The sequence below is a fragment of the Pseudomonas sp. GW822-FHT03F08 genome (assembly GCF_058801265.1).
This window is the reverse complement of the sequence record NZ_JBXANC010000006.1, coordinates 402,456-417,429: the sequence shown is the minus strand read 5'-3', so window position 1 is coordinate 417,429 and position 14,974 is coordinate 402,456. Positions and strand designations below refer to the sequence as shown.

Below are 14,974 nucleotides of genomic sequence, written 5' to 3'. Positions count from 1 at the left end.
GGGGAGCGCATTGACCGCTCCCCCGTTCGTTTTCACAGGTTCTCGAAATGGATCAGTACCGACGAGCGCTTGCCGATGTCGGCATAAGGCAGGGAAGGATCGTCGGCGTGGGTCAATGACCGGTGTTCGGGCAGCTTCAAATGGGCCTTTTCGAATTCGCGAAAGCCGGGGGTTGCCTTGGAATAATGGAAGTGGGCATACCACAGCAGTCGTGGTGGTGCCTGTGTCCTGTCGCGGACTTCATATTCCTGCAGGTAATCGATACGACCGTCCTTGCGTTTGCCGAGATTTTTCAGTGGCTGAACCTTTTGAATATCCACGGCGTGCTGTCCGATCAGGTCGTCGAGCATGCCATCGGTCGGGTTCTTGCTGTTCAGTGACTGCTGGGTGCGCATTTGTCTTCCGCGAATCCGGACTTCGGTCGCTTTGCCGCGCAGGGTAGCGATGATCGGGTGCTGCGCATCGATCTGCTCGATACGTTGTGCGCGGCGAATCAGTTCGTCCGCTTCACTGACCATCATGTGTTCCAGGTCGACCGGGAGCATGTCTTGCCGGGCATGGTTGTTCACCTTGGTCTCGTAAGTCGGCAAGCGATCCAGTCGCGTGCGCGCCTCGGTGACTAACGCGTCCAGATTTCGCTCGATGGGGGAAGTCGATCGGGCAGGGGTGTTCAAGAGACGGTATTTGCCGTTGCTGCCCTGTTCCCACACCTCATCGACACCGCCCTTGCCGGTCAAGTGATAGCGGCGTGTCTGGGTGGTCGACTCCCAGTGTTCGACACCGATCAGTAATTGATCGTCTTCGGTGATGAAGATCTTTTTGTTGCTGCGCCCGGTGGGTGCGGACACTGTCGGCAGTTCAAGGGTTCTGCGGGCCCGGTCGGCCATTTTCTCGATGCCGGCCAGCAGGGCAGGGACGTCTTCCATGTAAAAATGTTGGGAGTAACTGGCCGTCCACGCGGTCATGGCTCGCCGAAACTGTGCATACGTATCGAGGCAGTCCTGCAGGATCTGATTGCGTTGGCCTCGGGTCGCGCCGGTCTCGGGCAGGCTGAACTGGATGTAGAGGGCACGATCCATCCCGGCGCGCAACTCTCGTGCCTGACTCTGCAGAAAGTGCCAGGACAGCTCGCTCAGGTTGTCGTAGCGCTGGACGATCTCCAGCAAGCTGCCGGTCTTGAGATAGAGCAGGTTGCTCTCGCTCAAGCGCTTGTTCAAACCCTCGACTTCGGCACGGAGATGCGCTTTGTCCCGGGGCAGGCTGATGCGTTCGTACCATTGGTTGAGATCGCGCATCAGGCTTTCGATCTCCTCGGTTTTTTGCATCGTTTCCAGGCGCAATCTGCGAATCTCCCGGTGAATGGAGATGTGTTCATCGAGCAGCTCTGCTGGCAGGTCGATCAGACGCTCGATCAGCGGGTCAATCCGGTCCAGCAGCGGGCTGACCTGGTGATTGACGTGATGAACGCGCAGTTGAACCCGATCAGTCACTTTCCAGGCGTCCAGGCTCATGCATTCGATGACCTTGCGTCGTTTGTTGCCATGGGTCAGAGGCAACAGATCGGTCAGTAACCGGTAACGCCGGCTGGCTATTTCGATATCGCCGATGCAGGCCGCATCGGCGGTCGCTCGCAAGGCCGGGCGTTGATCGAGGGGGGCGTCGTTGTAGCGGGTGATGGCGGCGTGGCTTTCGGCGAATCGGGCGTCGATCTGCCGGGCGAGGTCATCAGTCTGCCGGGTCAATTGGTGATGGCGACGAAACACCCGGTCACCCCACCAGCGTGGCAGACGTTGACGAATGCTCATGGGCCAGACAGGATCCAGCGCATCCGCGAGGTGCCCGAATACGTTGCCGCCTCCTGCGCCACCGCCGTCGAATGTCGTTCCATACACCCCGAAATGGGTGTCCCAGTTACCCGCTTCATCCAGAGCGATTGGCTGCTTGTAGGTTTTCTGCGAACTTCCGGCCAGGCGCCAGCCCCGTGAGTCCTTGCTCAGTTCGACCTGATAGATCCGTCCCTGACGGATAACAAAATCGCCGTCGGCATGTCGGTAGACGTTGCGAAACAGACCTGCGCTGGCCGGTTCCATGCCGCTCAGGAAAATGGGCTGCTGGCACTCGTAGCCGGCAAACCGCGCACTCAGATGTTGCGCGCTGCGCCTGTCGGGTACGTGAAACGTGGCAGGGCTGGCAGCCAATTTGCGCAACTGCCGGCCACGCGTCACTGTTGCGGCCCCGGTGCCTGCGCCTACGGTGGGCAGAATGTCCATCGCCGCATCGATCAGCGCCAGCAGCAACCCTTCGATTTCCGACAGTCCATCGCCCACAGCACCCCGCAGAAATGCAGACACGGCCTGATTGGCGCTGGTCCAGGCGTCGTACAGGCCAATGGCAGTGCCGACAAATGGCACGAGACTCAGCGCCAGTTTGATGTAGGTAAACACTCTTGAGCCGCTCAACGCGTAACGCTCACCAGCCAGGTCGGCATTGAAGTGCGAAGTGCTGCGATGGGCCTGGATCAGTCGCCCCATTTGCGCATTGAGCAGGTGCGCGGCCAAAGATGTTGTCGCCGGCCAGCGTTCACCCACTCCGATCAGGGCATCGAAACGCTTGAACACGGCTTGCCCTATACGGTGCTCGTGGGCGCGTACGTCGCCTTGCACAGCCCGGCCGGCCAGGTAACCAGACCATTTTTCCTGCATGCACAGGTTGAAGAGCGCCTTGCGCGCGGTTTCCAGATTGTCGTAGCGACGCAGACATTGCCCATCGGGGCTGTCGGTCAGGTACAGCAATGTTGTCCCGCTGACCTGTTCCTCTATGAAGCTCACGCCGGAGATCGTCACCGGGCCTTCGTTTGGTGTGTCCCTGCCGCCGGAAGTCAGCAGGGCCGGCAGCAAGACGATGTGCCTGTTATTCGCACGCCAGGCAGGGGCGGTATCGGCATCAATGGCGATGTCGAGGATTTGCAGGTCCTGCGCGTTGATGTGTTTTTGCAAGCGGGCGCATTCGCCTTGCAGTCTGAGTACCAACCGCCACGGTTCCAGCAGGCACTCGCGGCGATGTTCGTTGACGAACGGCGTGTCATCGTTCGATCCCATGAATACCTGGTGGATCAGGGTTTCGTAAGCTTTGGGCAGGTCCAGGTCGGGCAGTGTTCTGGTCAGGTAAGCCTTGGTAATACCGGCGGCCAGGATTTGGCGCTCGGTCTCGTCTGATGCGGTGACGTCGACTTTCATGAAGCCCAGGCGTAGCGCCAGGGGCTCCATGCTCATCGACGGTGTGTTGTCGATATTGCTCTGGGCGAGGGTTTCAAGGGACATCTTGCTGCGTGTCTTGCTGGGTACCAATACCAGTTTCTTCGGGGTGCCCGGCGCGCCAGGGGCGTTGAACGCATGGTGTTCCATCGCGACTGAATCGGGCAGATCCAATTGCACATCGAAAATTCCCTTGAGCGAAAAATCCTCGCGCAGGCGGGCTTGCAAATGTTTTCGGGTGAATTCGTCGCGCGGTGGCAGGGCCGTTTCCATCAGGGTCTGACTACGTTGCATGGCTTTGATGTATGCCTCGACCAGCCACCTGAGTTCGCTACGGTCGATCCCGGACAGATTGCTCAGCCAGTCCGGCAGGCTGGAGGCCAGAGCAGCGCTGGTGTCTTGTTCTCCAAGGTGCGACAAGGCCAGTTGCCGTGCGGCGCTGACGGGCACTTGCAGTCTGGCGACAAACTGCCGGCGCAAGGTTTCGAGATATTCGGCACGTAGCGCCGACCGGGGTGTTTCACTGTCGTTCCGGCGTAGGGCGCCTGCCTGCTCTTCGAACTCGACGGACACCTGATTCAGGACATGCTGCAACGGATCGCCTGTGATCCGGCTCAGTTGCAACATCAGCAACGGGTCTTGCTCCTGTACCTTGAACACCTCGCACTCCAGTTCACGACGATTGTCGAACCGTTGCAATCCGCCACCAGTACCCGGCCAATACAACAGCAGAGCATGAGGCGCAGCGGGATCCGACAGGGCGGCCTCGTGGGTGATGACCAGCGGTCCGTTGAGCGTCTGTCGGGAGGCGTTGGGCCGGTCGCGCGCCGATAGCGATATCTCGGCTGCGCACCAGTCGGCATCGGCGTCGCCGGAGGTGTCCAGAACAGACATCAGTGCCACGTACTGTTCTTCACTCAGTTGCTTGAGTGTGTGCTGCAGTCCGGCTTCGGCGAGCAGCCCTTTTTTGTGCGCCTGGTGCAGGGCGGTGAATTCGCGATCGAGGGTAACCGTATCCAGTGCGCGTTCGCGGTACAGCATGGCTTGAGCTGCCATATCGGCCGCCAGTTCAGCAGCTTCCAGACGCTGGAGCTGATCCTTGAACGCCTGGCGCTCTTCATTTCTGGCAACGGTTGACCAGATTTGCAGGGCGTCGCGCTGTCGCTCGAGTGCAGCCTGGCGCACTGGCCATGGAATATCGGTGGTCAGCGCACCGAACAACGGTTGCTCTTCATCCCGGGTCGCCGGCCTCCACTCCGGCACAGCAGGAGGGGAGGCCGGCGACCCCGCAATGCGCAGTTGGCGTTCCAGCCTGTCTGTCTGGTCCAGAGCCTGAGCGCCATGCTCGGCCAGTCCGGACTTGCCGGCCGAGCCCTGACGCAAGGTATTGATCCGGGCCTGTTGCATCTGGGCCAGCACGTCCGTCATGCCTGTGGTCAATGGCAGGGCTCTGGCACTGTATTCAAAGCGCAGCCCGGTTGTGAGCAGTCCGTTCGGAACGAGTCCCAGGCCAGACAACCAGGCCTCCATATCGCTGCGTCCGTCGAAGGACTGCAAGGGCACCGGATGATGGGGCAAATACAGGAGTTGCCGCCCGGATTGTCGGTCTCCGACGCTGATCACCCACGTACCGGGAATTTTGCCCCGGGAGTCGTTGCCGAGCACCAGCTCCAACCCTTCGCTATGCACGGGTTGATCACCCAGGCGTGGCGGGGACGACGAGGCATTCATGAGCAGCCATAACGGTTCTAAATGGTCGGCGGTCAGGCTGCGCTGCGCCAGCGCTACCTGAGCGGTTGCCTCCAGATGAGACTGGTACAGCCGGCCGGCCTGTTCACGACGTGAAAAAGCCGTCCCGGGCGCTCGGGCATTCCAGTACGACTCCCAGCGCCGGTTCAGTTCAGTTTCCGGGGCCAGCGCCGTGATCCGGACCAGCAATTGAAGGGGGGTAAGGGACGCCATCGCATGGTTGCTGTCGAGGCCGGTTACTGCACAGGGGCGGGCGAGCGTCGTTTCCGGTTGGTCTTTTGGATAGATGAAGGCAAGCAGCGGCGTGAAACCGACAAATTGCTCGGGGTATTTATCAGTCGCCGGAAAGAGAAGGCCTGAATCCCGCTCCCCCAGATCGAGCTCACGTTCCAGCAGGTCAGTCAGCGAAGTGCGGATGGACGGTACGCCGTCAAACAGGTCACGCAAACCATGACTGGCACTGCGCCAGCGATCCATGGCGCTGTGTAACAGCGCGCTGTCGATGTTTGTCGGCAAAGGCAGCGAAGCAGGCCAGACGTGCGGTGCAGGCATCGGGTGATCGGTAAAAATGTGTTCGGACATGCTCAAGTGGCTCGCGACGGGGAGCGGGAGATCCACTCCATATAACGAACCATTGAAAAGAAATGCCTGGGGCAGTGGTGTTGCATAGTTATCGCGCCTGGAAATGACCGCTCGGCACTCTTCATCAAACTGTCATCGAACTGTGGCAGCGCGCTTGAACAAACTTCATCAGACTCGCGCTCTACTGGGGTTCTGCGTTTCGGTGTTTTTCATGTTCAAGGGATTTTTTGCAATCGCGGCGTTGTTGGCCGCGGTTTTTTTCGGGCAGGCGTCTTATGCGGCGTCGCGTTGCGACGTCAATGTACCGACCGAACGGGTCGATCTGCAGCAGGTGAGCCTGGCGTACCAGAGCATTGGTCGTGCGTCGGATCCGGCGTTGTTGCTGGTGATGGGGCTGGGCGGGCAGTTGATTCACTGGCCTGACGAAGTGGTGATCGCCCTGTGTCAGCAGGGTTTTCGGGTGATTCGCTATGACAATCGTGACGTGGGTCTTTCGACCTGGCGCCAGGCGCCGGCCGAGGCCAACCTGACGTTTGAAGTGCTGCGTTACAAGCTCGGTCTGCCGGTGGCGGCGCCTTACAGCCTGACCGACATGGCCGAGGATGCGCTGGGCCTGATGGACGCGTTGCACGTCGAGCAATTCCACGTGCTCGGCGCGAGCATGGGCGGGATGATCGCCCAGCACCTGGCGGCCATGGCGCCGCAACGGGTCGAAAGCCTGACGCTGATCATGACCAGCTCCGGTGCCGAAGGCCTGCCGGCACCGAGCGCGGCGCTGGTGCAGTTGCTGTCGCGACGCGGCGCACCCAATCGCGAAGTGGCGCTGGAACAACAGGCCGATCTGCTGGCAGCACTGGGCAGCCCGACGGTCACCGATGATCGTCAGATGCTGTTGCATCAGGCGGCGGTGTCCTATGACCGGGCGTTCAACCCCGAAGGCGTGAAGCGTCAGATCATGGCGATCCTTGCCGAGCCGAGCCGCGTGGCATTGCTCAATCAATTGCGGGTGCCGACGCTGGTGGTGCACGGCACGGCCGACCCATTGCTGCCGGTGATGCATGGCGTGCATCTGGCGGCGCACATTCGCGGCAGCCAGTTGAAGCTGATTCCAGGTCTGGCCCATCGTTTCCAGGAGGCGTTCAAGGCGCCGTTGCTGGCGGCGGTGTTGCCGTATTTGCAGCAACACCGTGAAGACACTTCGCACTGGGCGCAGATCGAACCGGTGACCGAGCGCAATCTGCTCTAGCGGGTGTATCGTGCAGGTCTTTGGCCACGATTGAACGCGCGAGGTGAGTCATGAGTTCTGCCCTTAAAATCGATTTTGTCAGCGACGTGTCCTGCCCGTGGTGCGTCGTCGGTCTGTACGGTCTGCTGCGGGCGCTGGAGATTCTGCGCAACGAGGTGCAGGCCGAGATCCGTTTCCAGCCGTTCGAGCTGAACCCGAAGATGGGACCGGAAGGGCAGAACATCGGCGAACATATCCATGAAAAATACGGATCGACGCCAGAGCAGTCACAGAAGAATCGTGAAGTGATCCGCTCCCGTGGGGCCGATGTCGGTTTCAGTTTTCGCACCGATTCGAACAGCCGTATCTACAACACCTTCGATGCTCATCGATTGCTGCACTGGGCCGGGGAGGAGGGTTTGCAGTTGCCATTGAAAGAGGCGCTGTTCAAGGCGTATTTCACTGATGGCGGCAACCCGTCCGATCACTCGCAACTGGCGCAGATTGTCGAAAGCGTCGGCCTCGACCGACAGCGTGCCGAGGCGATTCTGGCATCCGACGAATTCGCCAGCGACGTGCGCAAAGAAGAGCAATTGTGGCTGTCGCGCGGCGTAAGCTCGGTGCCGACCGTGGTGTTCAACGGGCAATACGCGGTCAGTGGCGGGCAGCCGGTCGAGACCTTTGTCGGGGCGATCCGGCAGATCATGAGCGAGGCGAAGGGCGGCACGGTGAACTGATGCTGCGAGGGTTCCCGGGCACTGTCCGGGAACCGTGGCTAGCGGACGATCTTGTCCACGTGAATCCCCAGTTTTTTCAGTCGATACCAGAAACTGCGCTCGGAAATCCCGATCAACTGCGCTGCCGCAGCCTGCACGCCGTTGCTCTGCGCCAGCGCGGCGAGGATGTAGGCTTTTTCCACCTCGGCCAGTGCCGCTTCCAGGTCGGCCGGCACGCTGCCTTCAGCGACCAGGGCGCCGGGCTCGGTCGGCTGTGAGGCAAACAGATAGGCCGGCAAGTCCTGCTCTTCAATCTCTGCGCCGGACGCCACGATGGTCGCGCGTTCGACGCAGTTCTGCAGTTCACGAATATTGCCCGGCCACGAGTAGCGGGCCATTGCCTGCAACGCTTCGGCACTGAAACCGCTAAAGCGCTTGCCCGCCGCGGCGCCCAGGGTGTGAGCGAAATGCCGGGCCAGCGGCGCGATGTCTTCGACCCGCTCACGCAGGGCCGGCAACGGAATCGGGAACACGTTGAGGCGGTAATACAGGTCTTCGCGAAACTCCTTGTTGGCCACCGCATCCAGCAGGTTCTTGTTGGTCGCGGCGATGACCCGCACATCGACCTTGCGCTCGCGCGGATCGCCCACCGGTTCGATGATGCGTTCTTGCAAGGCGCGCAGGATTTTCGCTTGCAGCGCCAGCGGCATTTCGCCGATTTCGTCGAGAAACAGCGTGCCCTTGTCCGCCTGCTGGAAACGCCCGACCCGGTCCGCCACCGCACCGGTGAACGCGCCTTTGCGGTGGCCGAACATTTCACTCTCCAGCAGCCCTTCCGGGATTGCCGCGCAGTTGACTGCGACAAACGGCTTGTCGGCGCGGTTGCCGTGCTTGTGGATGGCCCGGGCGACCATTTCCTTGCCGGTGCCGCTTTCGCCGGTCAGCAGGATGGTGGCGTTGCTTTCGCGCACCGAGTCGATCGCGCTCAGTACCCGACGAAAGCTCGGGCTGTCGCCGACCAGGCTGTCGATCTGCTGGTGTTCGTCGAGCTCGGCGCGCATGCGCTGGTTGTCTTTGAGGATGTCGCGAAATTGCAGGGCCTTGCTGACGGTGATGTCCAGTTCATCGATGTCGAAAGGTTTGGCGATGTAGTCGAAGGCGCCGTTGCGCATCGACTGCACGGCGTTTTTCACCGTGCTGTAGGCGGTCATGACGATCACCGGCAACTGCGGGAAACGGTTTTTGATTTCCGCCAGCAGTTGCGGGCCGTCCATGCCGGGCATGCGCCAGTCGCTGATCACCAGATCGATGTCTTCGGCTTCCAGCACCTTGAGCGCGTGCAGGCCGTTGCCGGCGGTGAACACCACAATGTCGTTCTGACTCAAGGCCGATGCCAGCAGGTCGCAGAGCTTGGGCTCGTCGTCGACCACCAGTACGTTATGCGTCATCGCTGTCCTCGTCGAAATCTTCACCGTTGGCCGGAATGTACAGGCTGAACGTGGCCCCGGCATCTTTTTCGCTGACGCATTCGATGCGCCCGTCATGGCTTTCCATGATCGAGAACACCTTGGCCAGGCCGAGCCCGGTGCCGGACGCCTTGGTGGTGACGAACGGCGTGAAGATCCGCTCGAGCATGTCCGCTTCGATACCCTGGCCCGTGTCGCTGACGCTGATGACCGTATTGTGCTTATCGCTGTGGATGCCCAGGGTCAGGCGACCGCCGTCGGGCATGGCGTCGATGGCGTTGACGATCAGGTTCAGGCCGGCCTGCTTGAGTTGCCGCGCATCGGCATACAGGGTGGCGGCGGGAGCGCGGTCGTCGATCCGCACATCGATATTGTGGCTGGCCAGTTCCGGGGCGCAGAAGCCCACTAGCTCATCCACCAGCGGCCGCGCCAGTTGGGTCGAGCGTAGCGGCGCGCTGGGCTTGGCGAAGTCGAGAAATTCGGTGATCAGGTCGTTGATGCGGCTGACTTCGCTGACCACGTATTCCAGATGACGCTTGTCGGTCTCCGGCAGGTCGGCGCGCCGGTGCAGCAGTTGCGTGGCGGTCTTGATGATGCCCAGCGGGTTGCGGATTTCATGGGCCAGGCCCATCGCGACCTCACCCAGCGCATGCAAGCGGTCGCGGCGTCGCAGTTGCGATTCCAGGTGCTGCAACTCGCCGAGGCGTTCGCTCATGTGGTTGAAGGTGCTGCTCAGTTCCGCCAGTTCATCGCCGCCGGTGACGGGCAGGCGCTGACGGTAGTCGCCGGCGATCACCGCTTGCACGCCTTTGGCCAGACCGCGCAGCGGCATGGTCAGGCGCTGGGATACCAGCCAGCCCACCGCGAGCGAAGCCGCCGAGCTGAGGATAAAGATCAGGATGAACAGGTTGCTCTGGTTCACCAGCCCGACCAGTGTCGTGTGGCGCAGCAGACCGCTGAAGACCACGCCTTGCAGTTCACCGTTTTCGTTGAGAATCGGTCGGTAGATGCCGCTGTAGCGGTTGGTCGACTGCTCGATCGGCAACTTGGTGCTGCGCAGTTGGTCCTCGATTTTTGCAGGCACGATCGCCGGGTGATCTTCAAAACGCTGAGTGGAAAAGATTTCCGAGAAGTCGGCGCCCTTGGCCAGGTACAGGCGCAGATCCAGAGAGTGCACGTCGGCGACGCTGGTGAGGAAACTGTTATCGAGGTAGGTCACGACAATCAGTTTGTAGTCGGTGCCGTCCTGATCGCTTTCGAAGGTTGAAACCACGGCGCCGGTCGCCACGCCGCCGACCTGCAGAGTCTGCAGCACGGCTTTGGGCGCGGTGCTGATTTGCCGCACGATGTCATCGGCGGCAGTGCTGAATACCACTTTGTGATCGCTGTTGCGCACCAGGGCGACCACGTCGATGCCCATGGAGTCAGCGATGTCAGCGGTGAGCTTGTCGCGTCTGGACGACTGCCGGTCCGTGGGCGGGCGGGTGTAGCGCAGGAACAACTGTGCGACGCGGGCGTTGTCGCGCACGATCTCGCGAATCTCGTCCTCGACGATCTTGGTCGATTCCTGCAGCCAGATCCGCACGTTGCTGTCGAAAATCTGCGACAGGGTGGTGGCCGCCAGTTCCGCGGCGATCATGGTCGGGATCACGCTGACCAGCCAGAACGCCAGCACCAGTTTGCGTTGCAGGCTCCAGCCGGAGAGGGCGAAGGGTCGGGCGGTGGCGCGTCGGTCGTTGATCATCATGCTCGCTTATTGTTGTTCGCTTATCGCAGTCGCCATGGCCGGGTCGGTACGATCCGGGCGGATGAATAACTTCACCAGCCGCAGCAGTTGATTGAGCACGGGATGGCGGTGGCGGAAAAACACGGTGTTGCCGACGAACGAGCAACCCAGGCGCAGCTTACTGGCATAACCGGCCTGGCCGCACGCGTAGATCGGGATGCGGTGTTCAATACAGTAGCCGACATTGGCCAGCCAGCTGCGCATGTACAGTTTGTGCTCGCGGGTCCGGGCCAGATCGTGGGCAAAGAACTTGTCGACCAGCCGTTGTTCGTCCAGCAGCACCAGGTTGAACGCTACCAGCTCATCGCCGACCCAGTACAAAACGCAGGCGGCACGCTCGTCGAGGTGTTCCAGCACCTGGCGAAAGTACGCAGCCGGCAGGCACTCGAACGTCAGGTCGCTGCGGGCCAGGGTCGCTTCGTACAGACGCATCATGGTCGGCAGCAGGTCGTCGACCGAGCGCCGCCATTCGATGCGCGGGCCCGAACCACGCAGGGTCCGGCGCAAGTCCTTGCGGGTGGATTTGCCCAGGGTGCCGAGGTAGGCGTCGACCGATGCGAAGGTGATCGGCAGCTCGGCACCGGGCAACCCCGGCATGCTCTGCAACCCGGCCTCGCGACAGGCCTGGAGCCATTGCGGATTGCGGTGGGAAGCATCCTTGACCGCCAGCAGGCCGATTCCGGCCTGGTCCGCGTCCTCGCGAGCCAGTTTCAGCAGGCGCGCGAACAGGTCAGGCCAGCGGGTCTGATCAATAGACGGGAGGGTGCCGACGTGGCACTGCTCCGCCACCGGCGAACCGAGGGCGTACAGGCGGATGTCGAACAGCCCCGGCCAGCAATTGCGCAGCCATTGGCTCAAGCGTTTGCCGGTGCCCTGCAGGGTGGTGTCGAGCGAATAGGCGGTCGTGAAGGCCACGACCGCCGCAATCAGGTGGTTGTCTTCAAACAGCGCCAGGTAGCGCCACTGGAAGCCGTCGATGCCGGCCTGTTCGACGGCGCGATAATAGGCCCAGTCTTCGAGCTCCTCGGGAAAGCAGGCATTCCATGCGTCGCGATCAATCGCTTCGATGGTTGAAAAGGCTTGGGCCGTGATCACGTCGTTTCCTTAACCGGCAAGGCATATCGTTTTGCAGTCGACTCACGCCCGCTGCCGGTATTCCTCGGCCGGCAGGGAGGGCGCGGTGAGCGGCAGGTCGGTGCGGTGGTTTTGGACGAATTGCACACTCAGTTCCACGACGCGTCGGTACTGCAGGTCGACCGTGATCATGTGATAGCAGTCGTCCAGCAGGATCTTCACCACTTCGCCACCGAGCTTGCGTTCCACGTAGTCGGCGTTCCAGCGGCTGGTGATGTCGTCCTCGATGGAGTGCAGCACCAGGGCCGGCACCGTGATGGAAGGCATGCGTTTGCGCACCACGGCGTTCATCCGATGCAGTTCGCGCACGGTCACGCCCTCCATGGTCAGCAGGCCGGCCTCACTGCTGTGGCCTTCCTTCATCTGCCGTTCGACGATGGCCCGCAGGCGTTCATTCTTGATGCCGTAGGGTGGTTTCTCCTCGAACTTGCAGATGTGCACGCCGAACGGGATTTTCATCAGCAACGGCGTCAGGAACGCCAGTTTGTGGATGCTCCAGCCGTCGTATTTCAGGGTCGTGGAATACATCAGCAACCCGGCCACCTGACCCGGATGCTCGGACGCCACGTACATCGACATCACCGCACCCATCGACAGGCCGCCGACAAACACTTTGCTGTGCTGGCGACGGATGCCGACGAAAGTCTTGCGCACGCCTTCGTACCAGTCGCGCCAGCCGGTGGCCTGCAAATCGGCATTGCCGCCGCAGTGCCCGGCGAGGGTCGGCACGTACACCGTGCAACCGGCCTTGGCCAGTCCCACGGCGACCCGACGCAACTCCGTCGGGGTGCCGGTGAGGCCGTGGATCAACAACACCGCGACCTCCCCTGTGCCGAGAACGAAACCGGCGTCGCCTTCGCCCAGATCGATCCCGGCAGCGTTCATCGTTTCATCGCCCGGGCCAGCAGACGGTCGAGCAGGGCGATGCCCAGGTCGATTTCCGGGTAGCTGATTTCCAGCGATGGCGCGAGGGTGATCACGTTCTTGTAGTAGCCGCCCACGTCGAGGATCAGGCCCAGTTTGCGGCCGTCGATCTCGATGTCGCCTTTCATGCCTTCTTCGACCATGAAGTCCAGGGTGGCCTTGTCCGGGGTGAAACCGTCCGGGCCGCAGATTTCGCAGCGCAGGGCCAGGCCCAGGCCATCGACGTCGCCGATGATCGGGTAGCGTTTCTGCAGGTCCTGCAGGCCTTCGAGGAAGTATTTGCCCTTGGCCATGACCATCGCGCCGTAGTCGACTTCGCTGGTCATCTTGAACATTTCCAGGCCCACGGCGGTGCCCAGCGGGTTGGAGGCGAAGGTGGAGTGGGTCGAGCCTGGCGGGAAGACTTTCGGGTTGATCAGTTCTTCCTTGGCCCAGATGCCGCCCAGCGGGTTGAGGCCGTTGGTCAGTGCCTTGCCGAAGACGATCACGTCCGGTTTGACGTCGAAGTGTTCGATCGACCACAGCTTGCCGGTGCGATAGAAGCCCATCTGGATTTCGTCGACCACCATCAGGATGCCGTGCTGGTCCAGCACATGCTTGAGTTCGCTGTAGAAGTTCATCGGTGGAATCACGTAGCCGCCGGTGCCCTGGATCGGCTCGACGTAGAACGCTGCGTATTCGCTCTGGCCGACTTTCGGGTCCCAGACGCCGTTGTATTCAGTTTCGAACAGACGGGCGAACTGCTGCACGCAGTGGCTGCCGTACTCTTCCTTGGTCATGCCTTTCGGGCCGCGGAAGTGGTACGGGAACGGGATGAAGTTGGCGCGTTCGCCGAAGTGGCCGTAGCGGCGGCGATAGCGGTAGCTGGAGGTGATCGACGAGGCGCCGAGGGTACGACCGTGGTAACCGCCCTCGAAGGCGAACATCAGGCTTTTGCCGTTGCTGGCGTTACGCACGACTTTCAGCGAGTCCTCGATGGACTGCGAACCGCCGACGTTGAAGTGCACGCGACCGTCGAGGCCGAACTTCTTCTTGGCGTCCACGGCGATCATTTCCGAAAGCTCGATCTTGCCTTTGTGCAGGTATTGGCTGGCGATCTGCGGCAGGGTGTCGATTTGCTGTTTCAGCGCGTTGTTCAGGCGCGGGTTGGCGTAACCGAAGTTGACCGCCGAGTACCACATTTGCAGGTCGAGGTAGGCCTGGTCTTCGGTGTCCCAGACGTAGGAGCCTTCGCAGCGGCTGAAAATACGCGGCGGTTCGATGTAGTGAACGGTGTCGCCGTAGGAGCAGTACTTGGCTTCTTTTTCCAGAAGAATCTGGTCTTCCGCAGTAGCAATTCGAATATCAGACATGGTGGAAGAGTTCCTGTGTTTCTGTATTGAAAGTTTCCGAGTTGAAAGCTTCGGCATTGAAAGAGGTGGCGTTGGCGGCGCTGGCCTTTGGCAGCAGGGCCAGCAGCGCCGGCAGTTCAGCGAAGCTGTCGAAGCGGGCGTAAGGGATCGCGTTGCGTTCGCAGTATTCGGCGAGGCGACCCTTGGCGAAGACGAAGTCGGCGGTGGACGACACGCACATGTCGGACTGGCCGTCACCGATCACCAGCACCCGTTTGTTGCCGGGCGTGGATTTGCATTTGCAGTTGCCGGAGGCCGCGCGGCAGGCATCGCTGGAATACGGAAAGTCGATGCGCCAGCTTTCGTGATCCAGCTGTCGCAGGCGGTTGGCGAGGATCGGCAGCAGGGTCACGTAGTTGCGCGAAAGAATCCGCGCGATGCCTTGTTCGATGCCGTCGCTGACCACTTCGAACGATGCGCCCAGGCCGATGGCGTGGTCGACGAAGTCGGGGAAGTCCGGATCGATCTCGATGCTGTCGAAGAATTCCAGCAATTGGCCGGGCGTGGCCTTGACCAGCGAGAGCTGGCGGCTGAGGCATTCACGGGAACCGATTTCACCGGCCAGCCACTGGTTTTCGATCACTTCCCAACTCGGGTCGGCGAAGCGTTCGAGAATGCTGTCGATCACGTCGGTGCGGGTGATGGTCCCGTCGAAATCACACACGATATGCCAGTCAATCATCTGCATTACCTATTGGTCAGAGCGCGTTGTGTGCGCTTGCCGAGGGGTAGAGCAGGGACTGTGCC

The 14,974-nt window shown here is 61.3% G+C and carries 9 protein-coding genes; 2 read left to right on the top strand and 7 right to left on the bottom strand.

Features of this window, described 5'->3' with window-relative positions; all coding sequences use genetic code 11:
* Positions 1-32: 32 nt before the first annotated feature.
* Positions 33-5,585 (bottom strand): dermonecrotic toxin domain-containing protein, encoded by a 5,553-nt coding sequence (locus tag AC1RME_RS17755; protein WP_493091583.1) that lies wholly within the window; start codon positions 5,583-5,585, stop codon positions 33-35.
* Positions 5,586-5,796: 211 nt separating this feature from the next.
* On the opposite strand from AC1RME_RS17755, the gene AC1RME_RS17750 reads away from it, so the two are divergent.
* Positions 5,797-6,831, top strand: coding sequence for an alpha/beta fold hydrolase (locus AC1RME_RS17750; RefSeq protein WP_493072500.1), 1,035 nt, complete (start codon positions 5,797-5,799; stop codon positions 6,829-6,831).
* 50 nt (positions 6,832-6,881) lie between these two features.
* Positions 6,882-7,547, top strand: coding sequence for a DsbA family oxidoreductase (locus tag AC1RME_RS17745; RefSeq protein WP_096818503.1), 666 nt, complete (start codon positions 6,882-6,884; stop codon positions 7,545-7,547).
* Between the two features lie 38 nt (positions 7,548-7,585).
* On the opposite strand, the gene AC1RME_RS17740 is transcribed toward AC1RME_RS17745, so the two are convergent.
* Genes AC1RME_RS17740 through AC1RME_RS17715 form a run of 6 tightly spaced genes read right to left on the bottom strand, consistent with a single transcriptional unit; the run spans position 7,586 to position 14,909 of the window.
* Positions 7,586-8,974 carry a sigma-54-dependent transcriptional regulator gene (locus AC1RME_RS17740; RefSeq protein WP_096818501.1) on the bottom strand — a complete coding sequence of 463 codons (1,389 nt, stop codon included), beginning with the start codon at positions 8,972-8,974 and terminating at the stop codon, positions 7,586-7,588.
* On the bottom strand, positions 8,964-10,736 hold the full coding sequence (locus AC1RME_RS17735; RefSeq protein ID WP_176504811.1) for an ATP-binding protein: 1,773 nt from the start codon (positions 10,734-10,736) through the stop codon (positions 8,964-8,966). The genes AC1RME_RS17740 and AC1RME_RS17735 overlap by 11 nt, the downstream gene beginning before the upstream one ends.
* 9 nt (positions 10,737-10,745) lie before the next feature.
* Positions 10,746-11,873, bottom strand: a complete 1,128-nt coding sequence (locus AC1RME_RS17730; RefSeq protein ID WP_493091582.1) for a GNAT family N-acetyltransferase — start codon at positions 11,871-11,873, stop codon at positions 10,746-10,748.
* A gap of 42 nt (positions 11,874-11,915) precedes the next feature.
* On the bottom strand, positions 11,916-12,797 hold the full coding sequence (locus AC1RME_RS17725; protein ID WP_493091581.1) for an alpha/beta hydrolase: 882 nt from the start codon (positions 12,795-12,797) through the stop codon (positions 11,916-11,918).
* Positions 12,794-14,188, bottom strand: a complete 1,395-nt coding sequence (locus tag AC1RME_RS17720; protein WP_096818493.1) for an aspartate aminotransferase family protein — start codon at positions 14,186-14,188, stop codon at positions 12,794-12,796. Before AC1RME_RS17720 ends, AC1RME_RS17725 begins: the two co-directional genes overlap by 4 nt.
* Entirely contained in the window at positions 14,181-14,909 is a 729-nt protein-coding gene (locus AC1RME_RS17715; protein ID WP_096818663.1) for an HAD-IB family phosphatase, read from the bottom strand. Before AC1RME_RS17715 ends, AC1RME_RS17720 begins: the two co-directional genes overlap by 8 nt.
* Positions 14,910-14,974 lie beyond the last annotated feature (65 nt).

Excerpts from the sequence above, each read along its gene's own strand:
- AC1RME_RS17755 (WP_493091583.1), bottom strand. The coding sequence starts at position 5,585 with ATGTCCGAACACATTTTTACCGATCACCCGATGCCTGCACCGCACGTC.
- AC1RME_RS17750 (WP_493072500.1), top strand. The coding sequence starts at position 5,797 with ATGTTCAAGGGATTTTTTGCAATCGCGGCGTTGTTGGCCGCGGTTTTT.
- AC1RME_RS17745 (WP_096818503.1), top strand. The coding sequence starts at position 6,882 with ATGAGTTCTGCCCTTAAAATCGATTTTGTCAGCGACGTGTCCTGCCCG.
- AC1RME_RS17740 (WP_096818501.1), bottom strand. The coding sequence starts at position 8,974 with ATGACGCATAACGTACTGGTGGTCGACGACGAGCCCAAGCTCTGCGAC.
- AC1RME_RS17735 (WP_176504811.1), bottom strand. The coding sequence starts at position 10,736 with ATGATCAACGACCGACGCGCCACCGCCCGACCCTTCGCCCTCTCCGGC.
- AC1RME_RS17725 (WP_493091581.1), bottom strand. The coding sequence starts at position 12,797 with ATGAACGCTGCCGGGATCGATCTGGGCGAAGGCGACGCCGGTTTCGTT.
- AC1RME_RS17720 (WP_096818493.1), bottom strand. The coding sequence starts at position 14,188 with ATGTCTGATATTCGAATTGCTACTGCGGAAGACCAGATTCTTCTGGAA.
- AC1RME_RS17715 (WP_096818663.1), bottom strand. The coding sequence starts at position 14,909 with ATGATTGACTGGCATATCGTGTGTGATTTCGACGGGACCATCACCCGC.